This is a genomic window from Streptomyces sp. 11x1, from assembly GCF_032598905.1.
In the GTDB taxonomy this organism is placed as follows: domain Bacteria; phylum Actinomycetota; class Actinomycetes; order Streptomycetales; family Streptomycetaceae; genus Streptomyces.
In genome coordinates this window covers 1-24,989 of record NZ_CP122459.1, presented here as the reverse complement: position 1 = coordinate 24,989, position 24,989 = coordinate 1, and the positions used below count along the sequence as shown (strand labels likewise).

The window sequence follows — 24,989 nt, the reverse complement described above, 5'->3', positions numbered from 1 at the left end:
GGGAATCGGGCGGGGCGCGGCGAAGAGTGCCGCGCCCCGGGGGTTAGGGGCGAGCCGGCCGTTTCGTGGCCGGGCGGGGCCTACAGGTGGCCGACGGTGCGCAGCCGCTCGCACAGGTCGTGGGCCTGCGCGCGGGCGCCCTCCCACGTGTCCGCGAGCACGGGCAGCACGTAGTAGGTGCGCGGGGCCTCCAGCCGGTGCCGGGAGTCCTCCCAGTAGCCGACCTGGTTCCAGGCGTGCGCCTGAGCGCCCTTGCACGTCACGTAGTTGCGTCGGGCGGGGTCCAGGGGCGTGTCGGCGCAGCGCTCGCAGTCGGCGCTCTCCTGGTAGCCGTTGGCGCCGTCGAAGCGGCCCCGGTCGTCCAGGATGGCGGCGACCCACCAGCGGCGCGCGTCCGGCTCGGGTGCCTCCACGGTGGCGTCCTGGGTGCGGGCGAAGTCGACGGACAGCCCCATCGTGTAGGGCTTGAGGATGCCCCGGGCGTCAGCGTGGGAGAGGGCGGCGACGGTGAGGGACTGCCGGAGCCAGCAGTGCGGGGCGTCGCCGTATCGGGCGTTGAGGACGAGGTAGCGCGCGCCGCCGTTGTGGAAGACGTCGCCGGGCTTCACAGCCAGGCGCTGAACGGTCATCGGGGCGGTGCGGGAGGCGAGGACGGTCGACGCGAAGTCGGTGCAGGTGGCGGTGGCGGTCATGGGAAGTCTCCGTTCGTGCGTGCGGTGAAGGGTGCGGGCCGGGCGGGCGGCGGGGGGAGGCCGACCCGCCCGGCGACCTGAGGGCCGGACGGCCGCGCCCCGGGGGAGGGGGCGGGCGCGACCGTCCGGCCGGACCGTGGGGCGTAGCGGTGGCTTGTGGCTACGCGGCGGGGGCGTAGAGCCCCTGCACGAACGGGGCGGTGCGCTTGTAGGACGCGCACCCGGTGATCAGGGCGGGGTCGGTGATCCGGTAGACGTTCACCTTGATCCAGCGACCCTCGGGGTAGCCCTTACACGGCTTGGTGCGCTTGCGGGTCTTGCGCGGGTCGTGGCCGAAGTTGGCGGCCCGGTACGCGTTCACGATGTGCTTCCCGGCCCAAGAGCCGTAGCGGTCAATGTCCGTCTCCTCCATGCCGAGCACGGTCAGGTAGTCGCTCACCTTCACGCGCTGCGTCATGTCGCGGTGCGCCCGGTTCTCGCGACGCCGGTCACGGAGAACGGCGGCGGTGCGGCGGGCGCGGTGCGTACGGGCCTTGGGCATTCGGATGCTCCCTGATGTGTGTGGGCAAGGGAGGCGTTCGCTGTGCCGCTTCCCTCGCGGTGTGCCACCACCGTATCACGCGATCCAGAAAATCGTACAGAGCGAACGCCCTGAGATTCGATCACCCCTGATTCGAGCGGGGGGGGGTTGACAGGGTGGGACATCCGCACTGTACGTTTCTCGTGTTCCAACCGAACGGCGGAACGCAACGGCCCGGCATGCACACAGCGAGGCAGCCGGCCACCACACACACCCAGGGAGCACCCCATGGCCGAAACGGTCGTCACCCCGCTGCGCCTGTTCCACGTTGTCGCCATCGCAGGCAGCAAGAGCACCATCCCGGTCGTCATCCGCACCGACCGCGCCGGAGCGCACACCATCGAGCGGCTGCACGCGTTCGCCGCCCGGCGCGGCGGGTTCGTCACCACCGTCTACGCCACCGGCACCGCCGCCGCCCGCCGCTCCGTCCGGACGCACGCGGACACCGCATACGCCACGCTGCACGGACGGCACGCCACCCTGGCGAAGGACACCGCAGAGCGCGCCGTCGTCTTCCGCAAGACGTCGTTCGACACCACCGGGGACCTGGACGTCGTCACCGTCACCCGCGAGCCCGCGTGCATGTACGCCGGACGCGTCTGGACCGACTACCTCAGCTCCCTGGGCTACGACCGGTACGCCATCAGCGCCCCGTCCGACGGCGCAGCGCTGTGCACCGCCCGGGAACTGTTCCTGGACGAGCTGTACGCGTCCTTCACCGCCTGACGCACCCCGCGCCCCGGTCGCCCCGCACTCCCCCGGCGGGGCGGCCGGCCCACCCCGCGCCATTACCCGCGCCCGCGCGTGAACCTGCGCAAGTCGCGCAACAACCCGTCGTTTCCGCCCGTTTTGCATGCCTCTTTGGGAGTCCAGCCGTGACCCTGTCGTCTCGCCCGTCCACCCGCTTCCCCGCCATACCCGCGCAGGAGCTGATGCGCCTGTACGCCGCCTTCTGCGCGTCCGAGGACAGTAAGGCCGCGTTCATGGACGCCGTTCGGGACAAGGCGGTGCCCGACCCGCACGGCCCGGCACTCCCGGCCGTCCGGAAGCCGTTCCGTCCCACGCGGCACGACGTCCTTCGGGCCCACGAGATGGAACAGATGGCGTGGCGGGCGCTGCTGCTGCACTTCGGCGACATGGCCGACATGCACGTCCTGTCGAGCGGCGGAGACATGCTCTTTCGTCAGCCGGGCGTGGCGTACGCCGTGCACGACCTTCGGCACTGTGGCCGTGTCGTCGCCATGTGGGACGAGGGTGCCGACCGTCCGGTGTTCCAGCTGCGCGCCGCGTGCCTAGAGCCGCTGGTCGCCCGCCGGATCATCAACGCCGTTCAGCTCTTGGGCGGCCCCAGCATCCTGCGCCCGCTTCACGTTGTCGACCGCTGGTCCGGCGGGTGGGCGCGCGACGCGGCCCTGTACCGGCCGGAGCGCTGCGCCGCATTCCGCCGGGACCGTGACGGCTACTTGCGGCTCTACACGCGCCCCCTGACCGCTGCTGAGTTGGCGTTGGTGCTGGAGTCCGCTGCGCCGGAGGTCCGCAAGTTCCTGGCGGTGCGCCGCAAGGGCCTGGAGCGCCTGTACGGCACCGCCGGCCGTTCCTGACCCCGGTTCCGCTCCCCGGCCATGACGACCGCGCACCGGCCGGGGAGCGGGCCGGCCATCCCCCCCATCTGTCGTGCCCGCATCGGGCCGCGCCCGCTCTTGTCGCGGCCCGATGCGGGGATGCACGAGCGCCCCACCCATCTACGACCCCCATGGAGGTCAGCTCATGAAGGACAACGCCGAGCCGAAGAAGACGGTTTCGATCGAAGAGCGCTGGTTGAGGATGGCGACCCCGATCACCATCCTCCTCATGCTGTCGCTCATCATCCACGGCATGTTGGTCGTGGTCGCCGCGACGGTCATCGCAAGGGGCTAGCGACCTCTTCGGGCCGGGGCGTTCGCTCTCTCGCCGCCCCGGCCCCCGCCCCCTGCCGCTTCCCGCACTCGCCCGTGCCGCCCGTCTGCTGCGGCCGTGTGCAGGACGCGCCATACCCGGGCGGCCCTTTCACTTCGCCCACTCTTGGAGGCACCACATGTCCATGTCCGCCCCGACCACCAGCCACATCCGCGACGCGGAGGCCGTACTGTCCGCTGCCGGGCTGACCGTCATCGACGACGCCATGACGTCGCTCACCGGCGTGATCGTCTACCCCGCGAAGTACGCCATGGACGCCGTACGGGTCGTTCCCGTCGTGCACGGTCAGGAGAGGCGCCCCGACGACCGTCCAGGGTTCTACGAGCAGCGTGTTGAGTGGGGGCGCCTCATGGCGGCCGCCCGTGACGCGCTGGTGGCCGCTGGGTGGGAGCGTCACGGGCAAGGCCCGACCGGCGGTGAGTTCGTCGCGCACACTCCGGCAGTGCGGATGGCGCGCACCGTGTTGGCGGCCGCCGGTATCCCGCTTCTGCCTAGGGGCTACCCGGACGGTCGGGGGGTCCACGTTCACCCGGCCGACGGCAAGCACCGCAACGCGCGCATCGTCGTCCACGCGGGAGGCCACCGGCATAAGCCGTACGACCCCAAGGCGGAGGGTGCGGGGGAGTGGCGCGCGCTCGCAGGGAAGTGCCTTGAGGTCATGGAGGCGTCCGGCTGGACGCTCACCCACACGTACATCCACGACGAGGCGGAGTTCAGCGCTCACCCTGACGTCTTCGTCCCGGAGCGGCCGGCCATCCCCGTCGTTCTCGGGTGCGACCCGGAAGCCGACGAGTTCGTTCAGCACGTGGCGAAGATCCTTCGGGAGCGCGGCTACATCCCTCGCGCGGCGGTCCAGGGCCGGGCGGAAAAGGTGTGGGGTTTCGCGGTGTCTGCGCCAACGCTCGCGTCCGACCACGTGATGGTGACGTACGACCACAACCAGCCGGGCCCCGCGGGTGTGGTCGCCCCGCGCAAGCCGGAGGAGCGGCGCACGTTCTTCGGCGTGCTGGCGGCGATCGAGCGGACGCTGACCCGTCACGGGCTGACCATCACCAGCACCGAGCGGGGCCGGACCACAGTGTGGGTGCAGCGGCCGGAGCGCAGCCTGCGGGCCCGCATCGTACTCGCCGACGATTCCGGGTTCGCGTGGGTGCCCGAGCTGGCCGCCACGTACCGGGCGGAGTGCCGCACGGCGCTCGACGAGGAGTGGGAGGAGGGGCCGCGGGAGACGCAGGACCAAGTGCTGTGGGCCGTTGAGTTCCTGCTGCGGCGGGGTCTCGCGACGGCGGAGGCGGAGGGCCGCACCATCTACGTCTCCGCCACCGGCGAGCCGGAGCACATGGCGCGTTACTCCCGCTACACCCCGCTCGACGAGGCCTGACCCTAGCCGCGGGGGCCCGTCACGCTGGCCGGCCCCCGCACCCTGCCCGTTCGCCGTCTCCGCACGCGCCCGTGCCGCCCCCACCCCGTCACGGCCGTGTGCCGGGCCTGCGACCGCAGCGCCCCGCCCGCCCACGCAACACCGGAGTCACCCCATGCAGATCAGCCAGCCCCTGGCCGACGAGTTCAACCGTGCCGCCAGCTTCCTGCCCCAGGTCGACGACGACACGAAGCCGTGCATCGTGATCGGCGGCGCGCAGGTCTACGCGTACGTCGAGCCGGGCGTCGGCATCGTCGTCTCGCTCCACGTGGACACGGGCGAGATCCCCGCCGCGCTCCTCAGCCCGCAGGAGACCGTGCCCGTCCGCATCACCGTCAACGGCAGCGACGTCTACAGCGCGGCCTGACCACCCACACACCCCTGGAGCGATCACCATGAGCCAGACCCGCCGCCACTACCTCCCGATCGCCGCACCGTGGCGAGAGTTCACCCCCGACGACCGTGACACGCTGCGCTCCCCCGCGTACCTCATGGTCGGGCACGGAGAGACCCGCGCGCCGATCGGCGTCCTGTCCCGCGCCGCCGTGCTCGCCACCACCAGGCACTACGCGTTCGCCCTCGGAGGTGAGGCGGTCTACGACGAGGAGACCGACACGCTGCGCCAGCGCGCGCCGGGACGGCAGAGCGACACCTTCGACCACATCCCGGTACCGCTCCCGGCCTGGGAAGCCGAGTGCACGACGTGCGGCATGTGGGCGCGCGAGCACCGGTGGCCGCTGAACATGTCGTGCCGGAACTACCAGCACCCGGCCGTGGCCAAGGCCGTTGCTGCTCTGTCCGAGGCGTTCCCCGAGCACGTGGAGGGCGAGCGGGACGGCTGGCGGATCATCTACCGCAACGACGCCCCGGCCGTGGTGTGGGACCTGGCCGTGAAGATCGCCGCCGACACCCCGCAGCAGGAGGCCAAGCGGCACGAGCTGGGTGCAGCTCTCGCAGCGGCCGGCATCGCCGTGACGTTCCCGGGGGACATGTTCATGGTGTTCTTCGCCGAGCGGCCCGCGGACTGGTCGGGCCCGCGCTACTCGGTGGTGGGGCAGGACTCCGCCATCGGTGCTCTGTTCGGCGGTTCGCAGTTGGTGATGGACGGGTTCACGGGCGTGCACGTGTTGGGCGTACAGACCCCTACTGAGGCGGGGCGACTGTGCCAGCGGCTCAACGAGGTGTACGAGCAGCAGAAGGCGCGCATCGCCGCCGGTGAGGAGCAGGCCGGCGCGGTGATGCGGGTCGACCTGGCCGAGCCCGCATAGCCGGTCCGCTCGGCGGCCGGGCCCCCTGGACTCTCGACCGTTCGCACTGTAGGATTTTCCGTGTGGGGCGATCACAGCGAATCGCCCCACACCCCACACGTTTGGAGGAGCACCACCATGCCCGCAGCACCCGCCACGACGGTCCGTAAGCCGTCCGCCCCCTACGCGTCCCGACTGCTCAGCGACTACCCCGACTTGGGCATCACCCGAGCGCTCAACGCCCGTTCCATCGGCTACGTCGTCAAGGGCGTGGCCAAAGAGCAGGAGCAGCACGGCGGCCCGGTCACCGTGCGCTGGAACCAGCCGGACCGCGACCCGGCCGAGGCCCGGCTGATCGCCCACGGGCGGCAGACGCTCATGCGGCAACTCCTCGAAGACTCCGGTCTCGCGGTCGCCGTGCACCACGGCGGCTACCTCGTCCTGCTCGACCCGGAGGACGTCGACGCGCACCGGGAGGCAGAGCAGGCGGCCGGCATGCTGCTCGGCGACGGCGCCGAGTTCTGGCGGGAGGAGTCGGGCGCGCTGCTCGGCGACGACGTCCCCGTGACGACCGTGCCCCGCGCCACCGCCGTGGCGGAGGTGGCGTTGGCGCTGCGCACCGGCCGCGCCCCGTACGAGCAACTCAGCACCGTGTTCATGGACGGCGACATCACTGTGACGCTCACGCCCGTCCCCGACGACGAGCGGGAGGAGCGGCCGGAGTCCCCGTTGGGGGAAGCTCGGCGCATCTTCCGGCAGTCGGGCGAAACGGTGCTCGACGACCAGGACGCGCAGAAGGGCACCGGTGTGTGGGTGCGGGCGTCCCTGGTGCCCGGTGAGGTCCTGGTGCTGCGCAAGGACGACGGCATGCGTGCGTCCGGCTTCGGCCCGGCCGCGCGTCGCTGGGAGCGCTGCATGGAGTTCTACCGCCGTCTCCTGGAAGACGCCGGGTGGGCCATGACCGGGCGGGGCGACCTCGGTTGGAGCTTCCGACGGCCGACGGCCGACGACGCACTGACCCGCGCGGAGAAGGTGTTGGGGGCTCTGTGGCCGCACCACAGGCTCGGGGAGCGGTCCGGATGGGTCACCGGCCGGCACGAGGGGGAGCACTGGCAGGTGCGTTGGCGCAGCGAGAACGAGGACGCCGAGCGGTGCGAGGCTGCCGAGACGGCGATGCTGCCGTACCTGGCCGATGCGCTGCGCCGGGTCGGACTGTCGACGACCATGCCCGACTACCTTCCCCGTCTGCCCGACGAGCCGCCCTACGCGCCCGGCGTGTACTTCGCGGAGCCGCCAGCCGACCGGTCGAAGCCGCGGTTCCAGACCGGTTGGCTTCGGGAGGGGTGGACGATGGACACCCACACCGGATGCTTCCGGCGCCACGGGGAGACCGATGAGCACGCCGAACGCCTCGCACTCTTCGACAACCAGGACGACGAGACGAACCGTCGGCTCGGCCGCGTCAGTCACGGCCTGCCCGGTCTGACGTCGGACCTGGCCGAGGTGCCGGAGTTCCGCATGGTCGCGGCCGAACTCGCGGCGGCCGGGTTCCTGCCCGCCCACCGCTGGGAGGACCGCAGCCGCCGCCAGGACGGGTTCCTCATGTGCCTGGACGACAAGGGCATCCAGGTCAACCACCTGAGCACGCAGCCGGACGGCATGCACCGGATCACCCGCCCCGTCGACGAGGAGCAGGCGCACGAGTTCGAGAGCTACCTGCTCGGCTACGCGGAAGCGTTGGATGCCCCCGGGCGGATCGTGACGCTCAGGGCTGATCACCTGGTGGTGTACGCGGCAGAGGAGCGGCGCCGCAGGCCGCAGATCCCGGACGGTCAGCTCTTCGACGCGGCCGTGACGTACCGAGTGGACCATGGGGCGCCGCGCACGTCGATGTTCGTGCTGTCGTCGTGGGCGGTCGACCCGTACGGGGACGGCGAGCCGCAGCGTCACCGAGTGGCCGAGTCGGTGGCGGCCGGCCGGGACGTCGACCGCATCGTGATCGACGATGTGCACCCGTTCGCGGAGCGCGGGACGCGGCGGCACCGGGCGCAGATGGCGGCCGCCGAGATGCTGGCGAGGGTACTGGGGCCGGACGCGGTGTGGTGCGTCGAAATCGACTGGCTTGCCGCGACGCATCCGGAGGTGCCGCGCACCCCGGAGGAGGGCGTGTTGCTGCTCTCCGTGCCGGACAACGCCCCGGCGGGAAGCGTCGAGCGGATCCGGGGCGCGGCGGAAGAGCTGGGCTGGTCGTCGGCTGTGCTGTCACCGTCGGTGGCGTGGGTGCAGGTGCCGGCGGGGGGTGAGGCGATGGTGTAGCCGGTGATCGTGGGGCGGGTGCGAAGTGTGGCGCACCCGCCCCTTTCGCATGTCTGGGCGGGAGTTGGTGGGCGAGACCCTATGGACTCAGAGCCGTTCGTCCTGTATTCTTTTCTGTGTAAGGCGAACATAGCGAATCGCCGAACACCACACTGACCAGGGAGTTTCCGTGTCTCTCATGACCACGCGCCGTGACGCGTTCGCCGAGATGGTGACCGCGACAGCGAAGCTGCTGCCCGAGTGGCAGACCTACCTCCACCGTGCCGGCGAACCCGAAGCCCACTTCTCCGACGAGATCGGCCGAGACGTCGACGTCCGCTTGGTGGACGGCGGCCACACGACCGTCACCAACTGGCTCCCCGACGGCACCCAGCGGGATGAACCGCTCGCCGACGTGTCGCCCAACGGTCTCGTGACCGCGATCGGCCGGGCCGCGCAGGCGTACGACGCCGCCGACCCCGCTGGCGCATTCCTCACCCAGACTCTGAACGTCATCGCCGAGCCGCGCACCGCCCGGTGGCGCGACCGATCCGCGTGTGTCGACTGGCCCCTTGCCGGTAATGGGTACGGCTCCCTGTCGATCGGCCGCACGCGCACCGGGCAGCACGTGCGAGCCCTGGTGCACCTGCGCTTCCGGAACCTGTCGGTCGAGACCGCGACACCGATCGTGGTCGCGGCAACGGTCGGTCACCCCGCCGGGGAAGCCGACGGCGCCGGTAGGGCCGCGCAGCCGCTCATCACGGCCGCACCCGCACTGTGGCTCTCCGAGACCCTGACGGACCAGGACACGGGAGCCGTCGAGCGCGCCGACCTGAACGTCGACGACGTGCACGTCACCGTGACCACCGGCCGCGCCGGACGCCCCGCCACCGTCGACGTCAACGTGACGTCGTGGGTCGGGCTGGACCGCATCGTCACCATCGTCGCCGCCGCCCCCCGCGCGTAACCACAGCCAGTCCGCCGGGCGCGGCCCAACCACCGCGCCCGGCCCGCCCCGAGAGGCGACCCATGCCTTCCCTCGACCTTCCCACCACCGCCACGGCTGCCGAGATCATCACCGCGGCGCTCGCCGAGCGGGACATCACCGCCGAGTTCATGGACGAGCCCCTGATCGGCGCCGGCACGAACACGTGGCTGGACATCAGCTCCGACCAAACCGCCACTGACGTGGACTACTCCCGCCCGTACGTCTCGCTCTACGTCTACACCGAACAGACCGACGACGCGTCGGTGGACCGGCCCATCGAAAGCCGCTTCGACTCCTGGCGCGTCGTCGTCGGCGACGGCACCGGCAGGGAGCGCCTCGCCTTCACCGCTCCCGCCCCCGAGGTCGACCCGGTCGTCGAGTACATCGCCAACTGGCTCACCGCCCCGCAGAACTGACCGATCCGCCGGCGGGGCCGCGACGCTACGCCGCCCCGCCGCGCACCATCCCGCCCACTCCAGCATGAGGAGCAATCACCCATGTCCAGCAGCGCCCGAGCCGCATCCCTGCTCGCTTCCGCGATGGACGTCGCCTACGCCGGTGACGACGAGATGGCCATCACCGTGCACAACACGAACGGTTCCGCGTTCACCGTCGCCGGTGGCACCAGCGTCGAGACGCGTCACGCCGAGGACGTCCCGGAGAGGGACCCCATCGACTTCGACCCGAAGGACCTTGGGACGCTGCTCGACTACCTCGCCCGGCTGCTCACCACGCCCAAGCCGAAGGGCGCCATCTCCGTGCGGGTGCCCGACCCCGAGCGCGGCGGCCACATCACGTGGGTGTGGAGCCTGGCCACCTTCGCGCCCCTCCGGTTCGAGGAGGCGGTGAAGGACTTCCCGGGCATCGACGTGCCCTCCACCCTCCGCGCGTACGGCTGCATCACCGACGACGGCGCCCCGACGCCGCTCACGCCGATCACCGACCGCGTCGTCATGACGCTCGTGCCGCGCCACTACTGACCACCCGCCCGTACACGCCCCTTGGAGCACACCACCATGACCACCGCCACCGCCGCCCGCCGGGTCACCGTCAAGGCCGGCAAGGAGCCCACCGCCTACCAGCGGAAGAAGATGCTCGAAGCTCTGTCCGCGCCCCACTACCGGCTCCCCGGAGACACCAACGGCCGCTCCCTGGACGTGATGCGTGCCGAGCGATGGATCGCCGCCCACACCGCCGACGGGCGGCCGGCTGGACTGGCGATAGCCGCCGGATACCAGGGTTTCACTCACTTCCGCCTGACCAAGCGCGGCCGCATGGCCCTGCTCACGGACGCCAAGCGGGCCGCGCTGGACGCAGTCGACACGCGGGGCTCGCTCGCTTCCTCGGTGCCGTGGCCGACCCTGACGGCTTTGGTCAACGACGGATTCGTGCAGCTGCTCAACGACCACGGCCGCCCGGACCCGAACGGCACGGCCTACATCACCAACTTGGGGCGGCGCCTCATGAGTTTGCCGGAGGTCGACGAGACGCCCGCGGCCAACATCCTGATCGCGGAGCTCGCGAAGTGGGACGTCACGGCGGAGATCGAGGACAGCGAGCACGGCGACCAGGTCGTCTACCGGGCGGGGCCCGTGGAGGCCGTGTTCTACCGTCCGTTCGGCAAGAAGTGGCAGCACTCGGCAACGCACCCAGCATGGATGCACGACTCCTCGTGGTGCCTGACCGTCTACGTCGGCGCGGATGAGTTGCAGATGTGGGGCCCCGAGGGCGACGGCGCGCGCACCGACAGCGCGGCCACGGCCGTGACGTTCGCCGAGTGGCTGACCAAGCCCGCCGAGACTGCCGGCACGCTCCTCCTGGCCGCGCTCGCGGAGGCCGGAGTGCACGCCGTGCGCGACCTGCTGAGCTATGCCGTCGCGCTGACGCCCGGCACCCCGAACGACGAGGTGATGGACGGGCTGAACATCAAGATCGCCGACAGCGCGCCGGACGTCGACCACGCCCCGGACGAGCACAGCGGTTGGCACGCGTGGCTGTGCGACAGCGACGGCACCCCCGTCGAGGAATTCTACGACGGCACCGCTGACGGCGCCCCCGTCGACTGCGCCACCGACTCGGCGGCCGCCGCCCGCGCCATCGCCGACCGCATCGCAGCGTCCGCTGCCTGACGACCTGCGGGGGCCGGAAGCGTCCGGCCCCCGCACAACGAGCACCTCACCATGCAGTGCTCGGCATCTGACCCCCGCAATCCCGCCCACCGTGCGCCCGCCCGGCGGGCCCTATCCGAGGAGAACACTCGATGACCCGCATATTCGCCAACTACGTCCGCCCGATCACCGGAGACCCGTTCACCCGGCTCATGGACACAGCCCCGCTCACCTCCTGGTCGTGGGAGAAGGGGAGCACGTGGAACCAGACGCACGACCTGGCACGCATGGGGGTCGGCGACGTCCTGCTGATCGGCGCCGCCGTTCTTCCCGAGCGCCCGAACTTCACCCACCGTCCGAAGTACGAGTTGGTGCGCTTCGCGCGGGTCACCGGCATCGAGACGACCAACCGCGGGACCGATGTGCAACTGCACCAGACGCATGCGTTCACGAACACCGCACTGCATCTCGGGCCAGCCGTGAACCTGGCGATGGCGTCGTCCCGCGATGACCGGTGCACTCCGCACATCGTCGAGGTCGGTTTCGACATGGGACTGCTCGTCCCCGGCTGGAGGCAGGAGAAGCACCCGCTGCCCAATCGGCTGCGGTTCTCCCGCCGGATCTACCTCGACAAGGAGTTCCTGCCGAGGTTCCCGAGCGTGCCCGGCACCGTGTCGGTCGGACTCCACGACGACGCCGGCCGTGACTACTACGCCGTCAACGCCGACATGTCCGTCGATGCCGTCCGCGAGAACCCGTTCCTCCGAGAGCACGTGTGGCCGTACCTGCCGCTCACCGTCGACGGGGACCTTGATCGAGCGCACCCGTCGGTGAAGACCGAGCACGAGATCCGCCGCGACCTGGAGGCGTACTTCGCGGCCGACGCCCGACCGGACAAGATTCTGTACGCCAACCATGGCGCGCAGGACGTACTGCGGCTTCACGCTTTCTGGGGCCACGACTGGAACCGGATGCCCGACACCATCCCGACGTGGGCGGAGGACCTGAAAGCGCTGCGCGTGCGCGCCGGCAACCCGGCCATGCCGAAGCAGGAGAGCACCGAACACCACGCCCTCGAGGACGCCCGATACAACCGGGCGATGCACGAGGCCCTGATCGCGCTCGGCGCCGGGTGAGCACCAGCCGACCTCTGCCGGGCGGCGCCCGTCGCCCGGCCCTTCTTGCATCCCCTACGGGAGAGGAACCCATGAGTACCGACTACACGTCCATCGCGGAGACCGTGGAGCGCGCGGAGCGGCTCGCCGAGGACGGCGCGTCCGTGGGCGTGCGCATGCTCCTGCTGGAGGCCCGTGGGATGATCGATGGTGCCCTTCAACGGGGTGAGCCGGGCCAACAGAGCCAGCCGACCATCGCGCCGCTGCTCGCCGCGATGGTCGCGGGGTCCAAGAGGCTGTCGGACGACCTGACGCTGACCGGCCGCGACCTTCTGGAAGCCCGAGCCAAGGACGCTGCGCGAGAGGTGGCGCACCGCCTCGTCGGGGTGCTTCTGCCGGCGGACACTTCCGAGGAGCAGGCCAACAAGATCGCCGACGAGATCGCGGCCCCGCTGGTCCAGTGGCTCCGGCAGTACCACCAGGCCAACGAGTACGGCGCCAACGTGCGCAACCACTTCGGAACCCGCGTCGGCGTCGCTGAGCGGAAGCTGGAGCGCATCCAGGAGCAGGCCGCTTCCTTGGGTCTGCCGGAAAGCGCTGCGGAGGAGCTGCGGTGCATCCTGGCGTCCGAGGACGGTCGCACGTTCTGACCCCTGCTGCAGAGAGGGGCCCCAGGTGATCCTGGGGCCCCTCTTCCTTTAGCCGCTGAGCGCTTCTCGCTCGGTCGTGGCGAGCGGAGGGCCATCGAGGTGAGGGCGCTTCTTGCCCCAGAACATCTGGTAGATCATGCCGGGGGAGAACAGGTGCGTTGGCGGCTTCTGCATGCTCATGACCCCCAGCAGGTAGCGCTGGGCGTGCGGGCTGCGCGCGCCCGCGTCTACGGCCCGGTCGACGAGCGCGGAGCCGAATCGGTCGGCGGCGGTGGGGCCTTCCGCAGTGGCGCCGGGGTAGAGCACGTCCTGGCCGACAGCGAGGTTCCACGCGTTGCCCACGGGCCGGGCTACGGCCTTCTGGAGGCGTCGGGATAGGTCGGCGGAGTGGAGGCCGTGGTTGTGCACTACCTCGTCGATGGCGACCGCGCACTGGGCTGACGCGCTGAGTCCGTGGCCGTAGACCGGGTTGTAGGCGGCGACGGCGTCACCGACTACGACGAATCCTTCCGGCCACTTGGCCGCTTTCTCGAAGTAGCGGCGGGTGTTGGCGGTGCTGCGGGAGAGCACCGGGTCGGTCAGCGGTTCGGCGTGCTCGATGAGTTCGCCGATGATCGGGTGGCTGAGGCTCTTGGCGAAGGTGACGAAGGCGTCGGGGTCGGTGGTCGGTTCGCCACCGCGGGTGCCGGAGAGGGTGACGAGCCAGCGGCCATCCTCGATCGGCAGGATGATGCCGCCTCGTCCTGGGGCCTGGCTCGGGTCGGCCTGCACGTTGACGATGGGGAACTTGTCGCCGGTGGAGCCGGGTGCTTTGAACAGGCGGCTGGCGTAGACGACGCCGGCGTCGACGGTCCGTTCGGTCACCGGCGGGATACCGAGCTCCTTCAGCCACACGGTCGCGCGGCTGCTGCGGCCGCTGGCGTCCACGACGATGTGGGCCGGGATTGACTGGATGGCGCCGTCGATGTGGGCTACAACGCCGGTGATGCGGGATGCCGTGCCCTGCAGGCCGACTACCGCGGCTCGTCCGCGCACGGTGATGCGCTCGTCTCGGAGGACCTCTTTACGGACGGTGGCGTCGAGGAGGTCCCGGGAGCATACGAGGTTGACGGTGGGCGTGGTGAAGCGTCGGAACCACTGCCCGGACGGTGCTTTGGAGACCAGGTCGTTCATGATTCCGGCACGCCATGCGCCCTTCTCGACGAGCTTGTCACCGATGCCGGGGATGAGCTGTTCGAGGGCGGCGACCCCGCCGGCCCACAGGAGGTGGGCGTGCCGAGCCTGAGGGAGACCCTTGCGTGGTTCCGGTTCGATGGGCAGTTCGTCGCGTTCGATGACGGTGACGTCGGCGAAGCGGGCGAGGACGGAGGCTGTCAGCATTCCGGTCATCCCGCCGCCTATGACGACGGCGGAGCTGCGGCCGTTGGGAGTGTCAGGCACGTTGGGTTGCGCTTTCTCGGCTTGCCGCCTGGTGGCGGAGGGCGTCTACGGTCCGCCTGCGGCGCAGGCCGCGGGCCATGGAGATGAGCGTGGGGAGATCGTTCGGCATGGCCCGCGCTTCTCCGCTCTCCTCGTCGGGGGCTTGTCGGTACTCGTCGATGGCGGTGAGGAGGGCAGCAGCACGCGCTACGGCGTCGGCGCGGTCCTGGCCGTTGCCGGCCTGGGCGGCTGCCTGGTGAACATGGGCGCGCAGCGTGTCGTCGTAGTAGGGGCCGAGACGCAACAGGCCGTCGTGGATGTCCTTCTTGCGGTGCATCACGCGGCGGGACAGGGTGTCGGTGATCCGGATGTGTACGGCTGCGGGCGACAGGTTGAGAGGGCGCAGTGTTCGCCAGAGTGGCCTCAGTCGCCAGAAGGTGACCAGGTCGCGGCACCAGTCGGTCAGGGGAGGACCGATCTGGGGCAGGATGAATCCGAGCGCGACGAGGACGGCGTCCAGGAGCGCGAACGGCGGGGCAAGGTTGGTGCTGAGGAAGTCCCAGTCGCTGTCTGCCCAGCGCGCACCGATCGCTGTGAACTTGGCGAGGTCGAACAGCAGGCCGAACGAGTAGCCGAGCTGCAGGAAGACGAGACCGGTGCGGAGCCAGGGGGCGGCGACCTTACCGATCCACGTCCAGATCATGCCTGCGGCGACCACGCCGGACACCATGTGCGCCATGAGGTAGAGCAGGATGTGCTCCCGCATCCACGGCGTGTTCGCGTAGTAGGTGTCGATGTCGTAGATCCGCTCGTCGGGGACTTCGGCGAGCGAGAACGTGATCCAGAGTGCAGCGATGATGCTGGCGTAGATCGCCCAGATGCTGCGGAGCACGCGCAGGCGGCGCGCGGAGGGTTCTTCCTTCCAGCTGATCGTCATCGTCAGGCAGGAGGCGAAGAAGGCCGTCAGCAGGCTGTACGCGAGGGGGGCCGCGAAGTTCGGCACCCCGGTGGCGTCGTTGATCCGCTCAATGTTGGCCGGCGTGATAGAGAAGAATACCGCGACGGCGAGGAACAGCAGCAGCACAGTTGCCCGGACGTCGGTGTCACGCCAGGCCCGCATGAACGTGGGGAACTTGACGATGAACGCCAGGATGAGCAGGACGATGGGCAGCGTGTAGGGGATGTGCAGGGAGCTCAGGTCCACGGATCACAGTCCAGTGCGCGGGTTGAGGCAGGCGCCTATTCGACCCTCTACGGTGGCTTGGGTGACGGGGCCGCTGGCGTAGGGCCCGGTCAGCCAGTGCCTGAACTTCACAGACAGCAGCAAGCCGAAGTCGTCAGCGTCTGCTTCGTCAGTGTTGTGGGAGGGGGACCGGGCCACCATGGAGAACAGCTTGTCCCAGGGCAGCTCATCGTCGGCAGCGAGCGCGCGGGCGGCGACGATTAGACCGTCGGCGGCATGTCCGCAGTGGCCGTGCTGCAGGTGCCACAGCTCGTGTCCGAGGATGACGAGCTGGTGTTCAGAGTCGGTCCGCTCCTCGACGAGGACCAGGGCCCGGCCGTCTTCGAAGTTGATCGTGAGGCCGGAGGCTCCGGAGGCATGCGGGAACGCCACGATCTTCAGGTCGACCGGCCTGTCCAGCCGCTCACTCATGATCGAGCACAACGCCCGCATTAGAACCTGGGGTTCTGTCGGCCGGCTCAGGCGGTCGGAGGCCGCGGCGGTCAGCGCGTTGAGGAACTTCTTCATCTGGCTGCGCTTGGCCATTACCGTTCCGCCTCGTCGGGGGTCACCACTGCGCGGATGAACTCGGCCAGCGCTACTCGCTGCCGGGTCGACATGTCTGCCGCCCGGTGGTCGACGCTGCGGACCTGCAGCTCGGCCAGGACGGCTTCCAGCGGATCGTGGCCGCCGAGGCACTCAATGACAGGTTGCAGCGCCCTGGAGAGGGCCTCATCCGCAGGCGCAGTGAAGAACTTCTCGTCGATCTCGAAGGGCAGGCCCTTCTGCAGGTACCCACGCACTGCCACGAAGTTCGGCACGCTCGGCATGCTCTGGCCGGCAAGGAGCAGCCGCGCCCACTCGGGAGAGCGTCCCACCGTGGCGGCGATCTCTCGGCGGACGTCGGCGGCCCGCTTGCCGGTGGTCTCGATGTAGGCCGTGCCGACAGCTGCTATGCGTGCACACACGCGTTGTTCCAGCTCGTCTTCTGGCGCTGACTCCCGGTTGAGCAGGGCCTGGACGGTGTCTTTCGGGAGAGCTGTCCTGTAGGCCAGGTCGTCGACATTCAACTCCTCGTCCCTGTCGGCCTGCTTCTTCTGCAGGAGTCTGTCGATGCGGTCGAGGGTGCTGGACAGGGACGGGAGATTTCCCACCTGTACTCCCGGTGGTCGAAGGCGGGGTCATGGTTGGCGGGTGAAGCGTACGGTGCCGCCGAGACGATCAGCAACGAAACTTGGCGATTCCGCAACATTACTTGCCAGTTAGCCAAGGATACTTGCCTAACCCACAAAGATTCTTGACACTAGTGGACCGTCCGAAGCAAGATCCGCTCGGGAACGTGCGTACCGTCACCGCCCCCTGACTGGCAGACACTGCCGAGGTCACGAGAGAACGGCTCTATGAAGTACCGCGCGCACAACCTGGAGACCCTTCTGGCGACCTCAGCCGCCGCGATAGCAGGCCACTTCGTAGCCGTGCTGACCGCTGGGGCGTCCGGGACAGTCGCGCTCCAGCCTCGCCCCAGGGGGAACCCGTGATCATTCCGGACCAGCAAGGCCATCAGCGGGTTCGCGCAACCGACCTGCCCACCGCACGGGAACTTGAGCACCCCACAGCAGGCGAAGGCCGCCTACCCGAAGCCAGCTCAGTGGTTCGGCGGACGCGGTTCACTTTCTCTCCAGGGCCGGACTGCGCGCGGGGCTGCTCAGATCAAGTCCGCGAGGTGATGGACCTGCTGCTCCCGGAGCTCAGCCCCGCGGATTCTCTTGTGGACTGGGCCGCAGTAACAGCAGGCGAGTTCGTGAAGCACCTGCTGCATGCCGTCAAAGGGAAGATGACGTGCGAACTGCGGATCGACGGCGAGCACTTGTACGTGTCGGTTGAGGCCCTCGACCGATGCGGGGGCGCATGCATGGTTCCAGGCGCTGGCCGCAGGCTGGTGGACTTGATCAGCGCCGACGCCGGTTCCTACTCAACCGACAATGGGAAGCGCGTCATGTGGGCCGCCGCCGAGATTATCCCCGTGATGGGCGTGGCTGCAGCATGATCACGGCTGACTGGCGGGGACGGACTCCAGCCGGTTAGACTCTTAACGAATACCAGACACACGTAGGGCCCCCGCTGATGCGGGGGCCCTACGTGGTTTCGTCAGTGAGCTGAGCTACGGCCTCCCACGCCTGCGGCGGTGCGCCGCGAGGTCGGTGGGAGGCTTGGGCGGGGCTTGGCGCACCTCGGCCTTCCGCTTCAGCTCCTCCTGGTGGGCAGCCACCGTGTCCTGGTAACGCTCCTCGAAGTCGTCGACATCGAGGTAGTCTTCCGCGCCCAGACGGCGGACCGCTTCGTCAGCCTCAGCCGGCGTGCTGAACGCCGCGATCTGCGGGTGCAGGGTGTAGACGCCCCGCTGGAGCATGGTGACCATGCGGGCGAACTGCAGGTGCTGCAGTGCGAGACCGACCGCCGAGCGCTGGAGGCCGACCGCATCGGCAATGGCCTGCTGGGTGATGACGATGCGCCCTCCCGGCTCTTGGGCTCCCAGCAGGAAGAGCAGGACCCGCAGCGCGGGGCCGGGCACGCTTGGGACGAACGCGAACACGTTGGGGGATACCCAGAGATCGGGTGCGGGTGCGTGTTCTTCGACCGGCTGTGCTGTCATCTATCCCTCCGCCTTCGGCTGCCGTGGCTCCCTACCCGGCAGCATGAGCTGTTTGAACTCGGTGGGGATCGTGGGGTCCTCGTCGAGGTCCGCGATCAGCTCCAACTGGTCGACCCTCCTGGTCGCCGGTTTCCGGTGAGCCGGGCGACCAGCTTCTTCTACCTCGATGGTGCCACCCCGGAGCGATGCTTGGGGGTTGAGCTGATAGACGCCGCGGTCGACCATGTGCACCAGGCCCAGGGCGTATACCCGCCCCATCGCCCGGTTGACGTGCACGCGGTTCAGTTGCAGGCCTGAAGCGATCTCCCTCTGCGTGGCCCTGATGGTGCCTCCGGGTTCCTGTGTCCCCATGAGGAAGAGCAGGACTCGTAGAGCCGCGATGTCGTCGTGAAAGTAGACGGCCATCCACTTGAGGAATTCCAGGCTGTCCATGCTGAAGCCGCCGCCGATGAACCCCACGCTGGTGGGGTTCCGTTCGACGATCGCTCTGTGCCCCTCGGGCAGCTTGACGACAGTGACCGGCTTCGGCCGGGGACGGCGGGAACGACGGTAGTCACTGGGAGCTGGCGCGGTCCGCTTCGACGGCGCGGGCTCCCCGGAGGGTGCCCGCTGGCGACGCGGGTCCTCAGAGGGTTGTGCTGACACGGGGTCATACGCTCCTCAAGATCGAATACCAGACGAGGAGCACCCTACTACCGGAGGCAACTATAGACGGCACAAGTGCAATGAATAGTGGCACTCGGCGTGTCGAAGGTAGCCCCTGACGTACGTCGAGGAGTCGGTGAATCGGTATGTCTACAGCTTGAGCTTCATCGTGTGCCCGACATGAACGCTCGGGGCAGGCCTGGAAGTTGTGCAACTATACGTTGCATTCAGGCTTCTGTTGTGGCGTCAGGGGCAACGTCAAACGGCTCGAAGGTTGCCTCTGGCGTACCTTACTAGCAAGTAACAAGCCTCTGGCCAGGTACTTTGCAGAGCCTCACTTCTTATATCGTGCGCGCGCGCGTGATACCTGACCCCCCGCTCTAACGCAAGCACAAACGGCGCCGCACAGAGCCCGGTGGTACCAGGGGCCTTCGCCGGCCCCTGGACCCCGCTCCCCCGGCGCTCGCCAGCGCGAACCCGTCTCGTAGTTGCGCGCACCGCTCGCGCTGCCGAGCGCCGGGGCCCTGTGTGGTCACCTGCAGCTTCATCTCCCACCTGTGCTCTCGTTGCTGCCCCTCTTGGACCTCAGCCACCGAAAGTCAGCCACGACGGCGCAGTCAGCCGAAGGAATCAGGCGCGCGTATGCCTCCAGCAACCACTTCGAGGGAGCAACCACGCCTCCTCCTTGCGGTCTGCACCACTTCAGGCCTGCGCGCCCGGCATCCGGCGAAGCGAAGGCAGTAGGTTCGGGATTGAGGCGCTTGCGCCGAAGTCAGGCGCGGGTCCAGCGCCACGGGGCCGGCGGGGGGTTGGGGGCTCAGAGCCCTCTGCCGCGTTGTGCGCGATGAACCAGAACAAGGCGCGAGAAGCTCCGTCGATCAGTGCCTCTACGGACCAGGAAAGTTGGGAGGCTCCTCCCCAGGCCGAAGTTCGAGAACCGACGAGTTCTCCTGCGACGTTGCCCACCAGTGCATGAGCTGGTACGTGGTGCGCAGCCCCAGCTTGGTGCGCAAATCGACGAGATGGTTGGACAAAGTCTTGTCGCTGATCTGCAGGCGCCCCGCGATCTGCTTCTGGTCGAAGCCAGCCACTAGCTCCCGGAGGATGGCCCGCTGAATCGGGCTGGTGACGTGGCCAGAGTGGTCCAGGGGCTGCGACCAGGTATCGGCGCGGGCCCAGTAGAGGTCAAAGATCATTGAGATCCACTCGACGACGGGCCGGTCGGTCACGTACCAACCCGCGTTCGGTGGTGCGCCATCGATGACCAGATCCTCAATGAACGCGTGCCTCCGGTCGACGATGATCATGCGGGGGAATGGGATGGAGAGCGTGCGTACGGCGGCGCCCTGTTTGGCCATCTGCCTCATCCACTTCGGTTCCACGACTCCGACCCTGGCGCTGTAGGGGTACAACGTGCGCATGGTGCATCCGCGTTCGAGCAGGGCGACGTCTCGGGGCATTGCCATCGTGAGCAGAGACTTTGACCTCTTGCGGGGCTGTGCAGTCAACAGCTCTTCGGTTGCCCCTGCCATGATCTTGTCGAGTTGTGCGTTGATCTGGTCGGGGTCGTCGAAGTACTTGCTGCCAACACCGTCGCGCCACTTACCGCGGTCGTGCTCCACGGCCAGCACTTCGGTGATCTTAGGCACCTTGGCGAGGCGGTTGAGGATGCCAGTTACCTCCGTGATGCCGTTCCACAACAGGTTGTGTGCAGTTTGCTGCGGGTCGAGCAGGATCCAGTGCCCCGGGCTATGAGTGTTGGGCACAACCGCGTGCATGTCGACGAGTTCCTGTAAACCGTGATCGCCGTCGGCTATCGGCTCGTCGTCGACGATGTGCTTGAGCGACCGGAGGGCCTGCTCAGAAAGGCCCGGTTTGTTGGCCTGTGCTGCGCTATCAGACTGTTCGGACACTGTTGCGCCTTCGGAAATCGGAATTACGGGTTTCGGTAACCGGTTTGAACTTGCACTTGCCTTTGGCAACGTCCAGCGTGTTCGTGTTGATCCTTAACTACGGATCTCAGTGCAAATTCCGTCAACGTGGCCGAGCAACGTGCCACAGCGGAAATTGATCTTGCACGGTTCTGGGTCGACTGAGTCATAAAGGGCCGGACGCCGACCGGGGAGCGGGCGCAGCGGTCGTCCCTGCATAAATCAAAGGGGAACCACAGACCATGATCACGTCGCGTATGAAGCTCAGCACGATCGCATCGTCGCTGCTTCTCGCCTGCTCCCTCGCCTTTGCCGGTGCCGCTCTCGCGAACTCGGCGCAGGACGGTCACAGCCGCGCTGATTCTGCGTGGGGGCGGCATGTGGTGGCCGAAGACGGCACCACGGCAGAGGAACCGCCCCCGGCCGTCGAGCCCGATGTGCAGGTGTTGATGCCGGCCGACTCCGCGTGGGGCTGAGCAGGCATCGCGGCGAGCACGGGCGGCTGGAGGTCAGGCCGTCGCCCGTCTCTCGGGCCGCATCACCTGGTTAAGGGCGTTGGTCCGCAACTGCCCGCGGCGCTGGAGGCTGCGCACCACCGACTCGATGTAGTCCGGGTCGTGGTCGACGCCGGCGCGGGTGAGGACCGCGGCCATGTCGGTGAGCGACAGCCACGACCCTTGCGGCATCCGTGAGAGCACGAAACGGGCTGGGGGCTTCGGCTTGGGGGGCGTTGTGGGCATGAGGCTCCTCTTCTCGTGAGCGGAGTCGGTCGCTGTGCGACCCCGGCTGATTGGTGCGATTCAGCGGAAGCGTACAGTGCGAATGGGGTGGAATGTCGAGTTCCGCTCTCTCCTCGCTGGATCTGAGGCGCAATCTGCCGCGAGATGCACGCGAGACAAACAGATGCTCGAATTACAGGGGGGCGGCACGGGGTGAACACGGGAACGCCGGGCACTCGGACGGCGGAGGACATCGCGGGAGAAGTCGAACGGCTGGTCTCCGTGATGCTGGAAAGCGACGACGACCATGCAGTCGACGGCGCCTACAGGCACCTGTACCGCCTCACCCTCCCCAGACTCACGGCCTGGCTCGCGCGCCGGGAATCGAACGAACACATCCGTGAGGAGTTGCTCCAAGAGATCTGGTTCAAGGCACTCCGCCACCTGTACGCCGACCGGTACACACCCCGGGAGAACGGCAGCTTCCTGGCCTGGCTCTTCTCGATCGCTGGCAGCGTCCACACCGACTACCTGCGCCGATGCAAGGTCCGAGCGAACGACCACCTGACCGCGGACATGCTCATGCTGGACCGTGCCAGCGAACAAATGGGGCCAGAAGACGCAGCGGAAACCCGCCAAGTCGCCGAAGCCGTTGCCCAGTTGCTCGCCACCCTGCCGCAGGGGCAGCAGGACGTCCTCAAGCTGCGGTTTTTCGAGGGTCTGTCTACAGGTGAGGTAGCTGTAAAGCTGGGCAAGAGGGAAGGTAATATCCGGACTTTGCAGCACCGTGGACTGTCGAAGCTCGCTGCGGTCATTCCCTCACCATCGTCAGGGAAGCCAGTTGTCGAGTACCTTCTGACGGTTGCCGCAGGAGCTCACCGCGTGATCTCCGGGCCGGGGGAGACCAACACATTGAGGGAGAAGGTCGAGCATGCTCGTACCCGCTAGCGCCGCCACACGTCTGGCGCGCTGCCTTGACGGCGAGGTCCCCACCCCGCACGACAGCCAGACCTTCCGGGCCGTCCTCGCGGCCGCTGCCCTCGCGCCGGCGCCTTCCATATCAGATGAGGCGGCCGCCCGCGTCGAGAGGGCCTCGCTCGCCCAGCTCCGCCGTCTGCGCTCTGCTCGCAAAGCAGCCTCCGCTGACGCTGGTAGCCGCGACGGCCTTGCCGTCGGCGGCAGCGCCGTCGTCATCACCACCGCGGACGGGCGCACCGTCCGCGCCGTCTCGTCGATCGACGCGCTCGACGAGCAGAGCGTCCTTGACGACATTGCGAAGGCCAAGCAGGACGAACGCTCGCAAGGACACATGTGAACGACCCCTTGGCCGACGTTGATCCGGCTTCGGGCATACGAGTACACGTCACCGACCTCAAGTCGTCGGCGGACGCGCTCTACTTCGAAGATGAAGCCGGCGAGCCCGTTCTGCTGATCCGCCGGATCCAGTCCTTCCCCTCCGCGGTCGAAGGCGTCCGGGACGCCATGGAGATCACCGAGGAGCAGGCGCGGGCCATCGTCCGCTTTCACCACCCCGAAGCCGCTGTATGGGGTGAAAAGGACGCGTCCGAGCTCATAGTCGAGCCGTCGGTACGCCCCGCTCGGCCCGTTCGAAAGAAGCAGCCCTCAGCCGAGCCCGGAGCGAAGCCAGCCCGTCACCTACGGCTCCTCCCGCGCTGGACAGTGACCGCCATCGCCGCGGTGGCAGCCCTCGGCGCGGGCTACCAGTTGGCGGGTCAGCAGGGGGTCCCTCAGACGTCCCCCGGCACCACTGACGGGATCGAACTGGCGGACGCCCAGCCGTACGCGTCGGCCGCTTTCAAGGACTTCGCCAGCGACGGCGAGATGGCGTGCACACCCGCTGGGCCGCTCGAAGCGAAGTGCGTCGACGTCGACGGCAAGGTGATGTACTCCGAGGCGTCCGTCGGCTCCGATTGGACTCAGTTCAGCTTCACCTACGACGAAGGCGACAAGCACATCGGGCTGCGGGTGTTCTCCAACGGAGCCGCCGCGACGCTGTGGGTGCATGAGGACGGGATGCGAGAGAGCGTCCGCAACCTCGTGCAGTACGGGCGATACGCCTTGTGGGGCAACGACACCAAGCGCCTGAACGAGTACCTGAAGTTGCTGAAGGACCAGGACGAGCCGAGTACTGCCCTGGAATCGCGGGCCAGCGGCCGCCACGCAGGCAACGCCGAGCACGTCACCTTGGCAGCAGCGGAGTTGGCACGCCCCAAGCCTCACCAGCCGAAGCACGCCAAGAGCAGTAAGACCAGCAAGAAGGCAACCTCCCTCTTGGCGACCAGCACCGCCGTGCACGTCGAGGCACCGGCCGTGAGCCGACACCGTACGGTGGCCGCCCGCGGGCACCAACGCATGGAACACTCGGAGACAGGCGGGCACGTAGAGACGGTGCAGGCCACTCCGATGCCGCGCCGCCTGGCCGTGCTGGCACTCGGCACCCTGGGGATCGACCCGGCGAAACCGCCCACCCTGGAGCAGGCGAACACCCTGCGGGAGATGGGCACCCTGGTGGCGGTCAGCATCGTCATGGGCGTCGATCCGGCGGACACGGGTTTGCCCGTCCACGAGATCCCAGGGTTGGACGAGGACGCGACGACCGTGGTCGTCACGGCCCCTTCCAGGCCCGAAGAGGTGCTGCAGGTCGGCAGGCTTGAGACGAGCCCCGTGGTCCCCGCCGTACCGGGGACGGACATCGCGGTGACGCCCAGCCCCACGATGCCGTCTGCGCCCGTCGAGAAGCCGCCGACCGCTTCCCTGACTCCACAGCCGGAGGAACCGACCGCGCCCACGACTCCCGCGACGCCGCCGCAGCCGGAGCCCACCGTCCCGGTGTCGTCGCCGGCCGCCCCACCTCCTGCTACAGAGGAGCCGGCCCCGGTTGAGATCGAGCCGACGACGCCGGACACGGAGCCCGTGCTCGAGGACCCGCCCGTCGACCCGGAACAGCCCCAGGACGAGGATCAGGGCCAGGACGTCAACGAGGGCTTGGCCAACGACCGGACGCCTACGGCAGACGACAGCGCCCCCGTGCCGGTCGAGGACTCGGAGGCGGGGGCGGAGTTGCTGACCATTCCGCCTGCCTGGCACAGCGACCAGGCGGCACAGCCTTAGAACGGCGGCGGGTCGGCCCCGCCCGCCCCGGTGTTCCACTGGTCACCGCCGCGGGCCGGGCCGCTCGCTGCCGTCCGGCTCGTCTTGGTGACCTTCACCGTGGCGTTCGACAGCGCGGCGCCGACCTCTTCGACGTCCAGCTCGAACACGGTGCGCTTCACGCCTTCCCGGTCCTCGTAGGACCGCTGCTTCAACCGGCCCTGCACGATGACGCGTG

At 68.8% G+C, this 24,989-nt stretch carries 29 protein-coding genes; 18 read left to right on the top strand and 11 right to left on the bottom strand.

Annotated features, from left to right (window positions below; translation table 11 throughout):
* Positions 1–80 precede the first annotated feature (80 nt).
* Entirely contained in the window at positions 81–692 is a 612-nt protein-coding gene (locus tag P8T65_RS46555) for a hypothetical protein (RefSeq protein ID WP_316732009.1), read from the bottom strand.
* A gap of 160 nt (positions 693–852) precedes the next feature.
* The gene (locus P8T65_RS46550) at positions 853–1,233 is read right to left on the bottom strand and encodes a hypothetical protein (protein ID WP_316732008.1); all 381 of its coding nucleotides are present in this window, start codon (positions 1,231–1,233) and stop codon (positions 853–855) included.
* A 267-nt stretch (positions 1,234–1,500) separates the two neighbouring features.
* Here P8T65_RS46550 and P8T65_RS46545 point away from each other — a divergent pair, with 267 nt between their 5' ends.
* From P8T65_RS46545 to P8T65_RS46485, 13 genes are all read left to right on the top strand, one after another.
* Complete coding sequence (locus P8T65_RS46545; protein WP_316732007.1) at positions 1,501–1,998, top strand: hypothetical protein; 498 nt, start codon at positions 1,501–1,503, stop codon at positions 1,996–1,998.
* A gap of 149 nt (positions 1,999–2,147) precedes the next feature.
* Complete coding sequence (locus tag P8T65_RS46540) at positions 2,148–2,873, top strand: hypothetical protein (protein ID WP_316732006.1); 726 nt, start codon at positions 2,148–2,150, stop codon at positions 2,871–2,873.
* A 166-nt stretch (positions 2,874–3,039) separates the two neighbouring features.
* Positions 3,040–3,189: a hypothetical protein gene (locus P8T65_RS46535; RefSeq protein ID WP_316732005.1), complete on the top strand. Its 150-nt coding sequence runs from the start codon at positions 3,040–3,042 to the stop codon at positions 3,187–3,189.
* Between the two features lie 157 nt (positions 3,190–3,346).
* The gene (locus tag P8T65_RS46530) at positions 3,347–4,609 is read left to right on the top strand and encodes a hypothetical protein (RefSeq protein ID WP_316732004.1); all 1,263 of its coding nucleotides are present in this window, start codon (positions 3,347–3,349) and stop codon (positions 4,607–4,609) included.
* A gap of 154 nt (positions 4,610–4,763) precedes the next feature.
* Positions 4,764–5,015 carry a hypothetical protein gene (locus tag P8T65_RS46525; RefSeq protein WP_316732003.1) on the top strand — a complete coding sequence of 84 codons (252 nt, stop codon included), beginning with the start codon at positions 4,764–4,766 and terminating at the stop codon, positions 5,013–5,015.
* A 28-nt stretch (positions 5,016–5,043) separates the two neighbouring features.
* Positions 5,044–5,916, top strand: a complete 873-nt coding sequence (locus P8T65_RS46520; protein ID WP_316732002.1) for a hypothetical protein — start codon at positions 5,044–5,046, stop codon at positions 5,914–5,916.
* 117 nt (positions 5,917–6,033) lie between these two features.
* Positions 6,034–8,211: a hypothetical protein gene (locus P8T65_RS46515; protein WP_316732001.1), complete on the top strand. Its 2,178-nt coding sequence runs from the start codon at positions 6,034–6,036 to the stop codon at positions 8,209–8,211.
* A 178-nt stretch (positions 8,212–8,389) separates the two neighbouring features.
* Positions 8,390–9,157 (top strand): hypothetical protein, encoded by a 768-nt coding sequence (locus P8T65_RS46510; RefSeq protein WP_316732000.1) that lies wholly within the window; start codon positions 8,390–8,392, stop codon positions 9,155–9,157.
* Between the two features lie 62 nt (positions 9,158–9,219).
* A complete protein-coding gene (locus P8T65_RS46505; protein ID WP_316731999.1) occupies positions 9,220–9,594 on the top strand; it encodes a hypothetical protein in 375 nt (124 codons plus the stop codon).
* A gap of 81 nt (positions 9,595–9,675) precedes the next feature.
* Positions 9,676–10,158 (top strand): hypothetical protein, encoded by a 483-nt coding sequence (locus P8T65_RS46500; protein WP_316731998.1) that lies wholly within the window; start codon positions 9,676–9,678, stop codon positions 10,156–10,158.
* 36 nt (positions 10,159–10,194) lie between these two features.
* Complete coding sequence (locus P8T65_RS46495) at positions 10,195–11,307, top strand: hypothetical protein (RefSeq protein WP_316731996.1); 1,113 nt, start codon at positions 10,195–10,197, stop codon at positions 11,305–11,307.
* A 131-nt stretch (positions 11,308–11,438) separates the two neighbouring features.
* Entirely contained in the window at positions 11,439–12,422 is a 984-nt protein-coding gene (locus tag P8T65_RS46490) for a hypothetical protein (RefSeq protein ID WP_316731995.1), read from the top strand.
* 71 nt (positions 12,423–12,493) lie between these two features.
* Positions 12,494–13,051 carry a hypothetical protein gene (locus P8T65_RS46485; RefSeq protein WP_316731994.1) on the top strand — a complete coding sequence of 186 codons (558 nt, stop codon included), beginning with the start codon at positions 12,494–12,496 and terminating at the stop codon, positions 13,049–13,051.
* A 48-nt stretch (positions 13,052–13,099) separates the two neighbouring features.
* Here P8T65_RS46485 and P8T65_RS46480 read toward each other — a convergent pair whose 3' ends face one another.
* From P8T65_RS46480 to P8T65_RS46465, 4 genes are read right to left on the bottom strand one after another with little or no spacing between them, the layout of a single operon-like run.
* Positions 13,100–14,491: an FAD-dependent monooxygenase gene (locus P8T65_RS46480; RefSeq protein ID WP_316731993.1), complete on the bottom strand. Its 1,392-nt coding sequence runs from the start codon at positions 14,489–14,491 to the stop codon at positions 13,100–13,102.
* Positions 14,484–15,674 carry an MAB_1171c family putative transporter gene (locus P8T65_RS46475; RefSeq protein ID WP_316731992.1) on the bottom strand — a complete coding sequence of 397 codons (1,191 nt, stop codon included), beginning with the start codon at positions 15,672–15,674 and terminating at the stop codon, positions 14,484–14,486. The genes P8T65_RS46480 and P8T65_RS46475 overlap by 8 nt, the downstream gene beginning before the upstream one ends.
* A 3-nt stretch (positions 15,675–15,677) precedes the next feature.
* Positions 15,678–16,238, bottom strand: coding sequence for a toxin (locus P8T65_RS46470; RefSeq protein WP_316731991.1), 561 nt, complete (start codon positions 16,236–16,238; stop codon positions 15,678–15,680).
* Positions 16,238–16,846, bottom strand: coding sequence for a hypothetical protein (locus P8T65_RS46465; RefSeq protein WP_316731990.1), 609 nt, complete (start codon positions 16,844–16,846; stop codon positions 16,238–16,240). The genes P8T65_RS46470 and P8T65_RS46465 overlap by 1 nt, the downstream gene beginning before the upstream one ends.
* Positions 16,847–17,415: 569 nt before the next feature.
* Between P8T65_RS46465 and P8T65_RS46460 the strand changes: the two genes are divergently transcribed.
* Positions 17,416–17,739, top strand: a complete 324-nt coding sequence (locus tag P8T65_RS46460; protein ID WP_316731989.1) for a hypothetical protein — start codon at positions 17,416–17,418, stop codon at positions 17,737–17,739.
* A gap of 114 nt (positions 17,740–17,853) precedes the next feature.
* Here P8T65_RS46460 and P8T65_RS46455 read toward each other — a convergent pair whose 3' ends face one another.
* The 3 genes from P8T65_RS46455 to P8T65_RS46445 all read right to left on the bottom strand — a co-directional run bounded on the left by P8T65_RS46455 (position 17,854) and on the right by P8T65_RS46445 (position 20,903).
* On the bottom strand, positions 17,854–18,345 hold the full coding sequence (locus tag P8T65_RS46455) for a hypothetical protein (protein ID WP_316731988.1): 492 nt from the start codon (positions 18,343–18,345) through the stop codon (positions 17,854–17,856).
* Positions 18,346–18,804, bottom strand: coding sequence for a helix-turn-helix domain-containing protein (locus P8T65_RS46450; RefSeq protein ID WP_316731987.1), 459 nt, complete (start codon positions 18,802–18,804; stop codon positions 18,346–18,348).
* A 1,073-nt stretch (positions 18,805–19,877) separates the two neighbouring features.
* On the bottom strand, positions 19,878–20,903 hold the full coding sequence (locus tag P8T65_RS46445) for a LuxR C-terminal-related transcriptional regulator (RefSeq protein ID WP_316731986.1): 1,026 nt from the start codon (positions 20,901–20,903) through the stop codon (positions 19,878–19,880).
* Between the two features lie 275 nt (positions 20,904–21,178).
* Between P8T65_RS46445 and P8T65_RS46440 the strand changes: the two genes are divergently transcribed.
* On the top strand, positions 21,179–21,397 hold the full coding sequence (locus P8T65_RS46440) for a hypothetical protein (RefSeq protein WP_316731985.1): 219 nt from the start codon (positions 21,179–21,181) through the stop codon (positions 21,395–21,397).
* A gap of 33 nt (positions 21,398–21,430) precedes the next feature.
* Here the strand turns inward: P8T65_RS46440 and P8T65_RS46435 are convergent, their stop codons facing one another.
* Positions 21,431–21,661 (bottom strand): hypothetical protein, encoded by a 231-nt coding sequence (locus P8T65_RS46435; protein WP_316731984.1) that lies wholly within the window; start codon positions 21,659–21,661, stop codon positions 21,431–21,433.
* Positions 21,662–21,853: 192 nt separating this feature from the next.
* On the opposite strand from P8T65_RS46435, the gene P8T65_RS46430 reads away from it, so the two are divergent.
* Genes P8T65_RS46430 through P8T65_RS46420 form a run of 3 tightly spaced genes read left to right on the top strand, consistent with a single transcriptional unit; the run spans position 21,854 to position 24,772 of the window.
* A complete protein-coding gene (locus P8T65_RS46430) occupies positions 21,854–22,588 on the top strand; it encodes an RNA polymerase sigma factor (RefSeq protein WP_316731983.1) in 735 nt (244 codons plus the stop codon).
* Positions 22,572–22,955 carry a hypothetical protein gene (locus P8T65_RS46425; RefSeq protein ID WP_316731982.1) on the top strand — a complete coding sequence of 128 codons (384 nt, stop codon included), beginning with the start codon at positions 22,572–22,574 and terminating at the stop codon, positions 22,953–22,955. The genes P8T65_RS46430 and P8T65_RS46425 overlap by 17 nt, the downstream gene beginning before the upstream one ends.
* A complete protein-coding gene (locus tag P8T65_RS46420; protein WP_316731981.1) occupies positions 22,952–24,772 on the top strand; it encodes a hypothetical protein in 1,821 nt (606 codons plus the stop codon). The genes P8T65_RS46425 and P8T65_RS46420 overlap by 4 nt, the downstream gene beginning before the upstream one ends.
* On the opposite strand, the gene P8T65_RS46415 is transcribed toward P8T65_RS46420, so the two are convergent.
* The coding region (locus P8T65_RS46415) for a single-stranded DNA-binding protein (RefSeq protein ID WP_316731980.1) at positions 24,769–24,989 on the bottom strand (221 nt) is incomplete at its 5' end. The genes P8T65_RS46420 and P8T65_RS46415 overlap by 4 nt on opposite strands.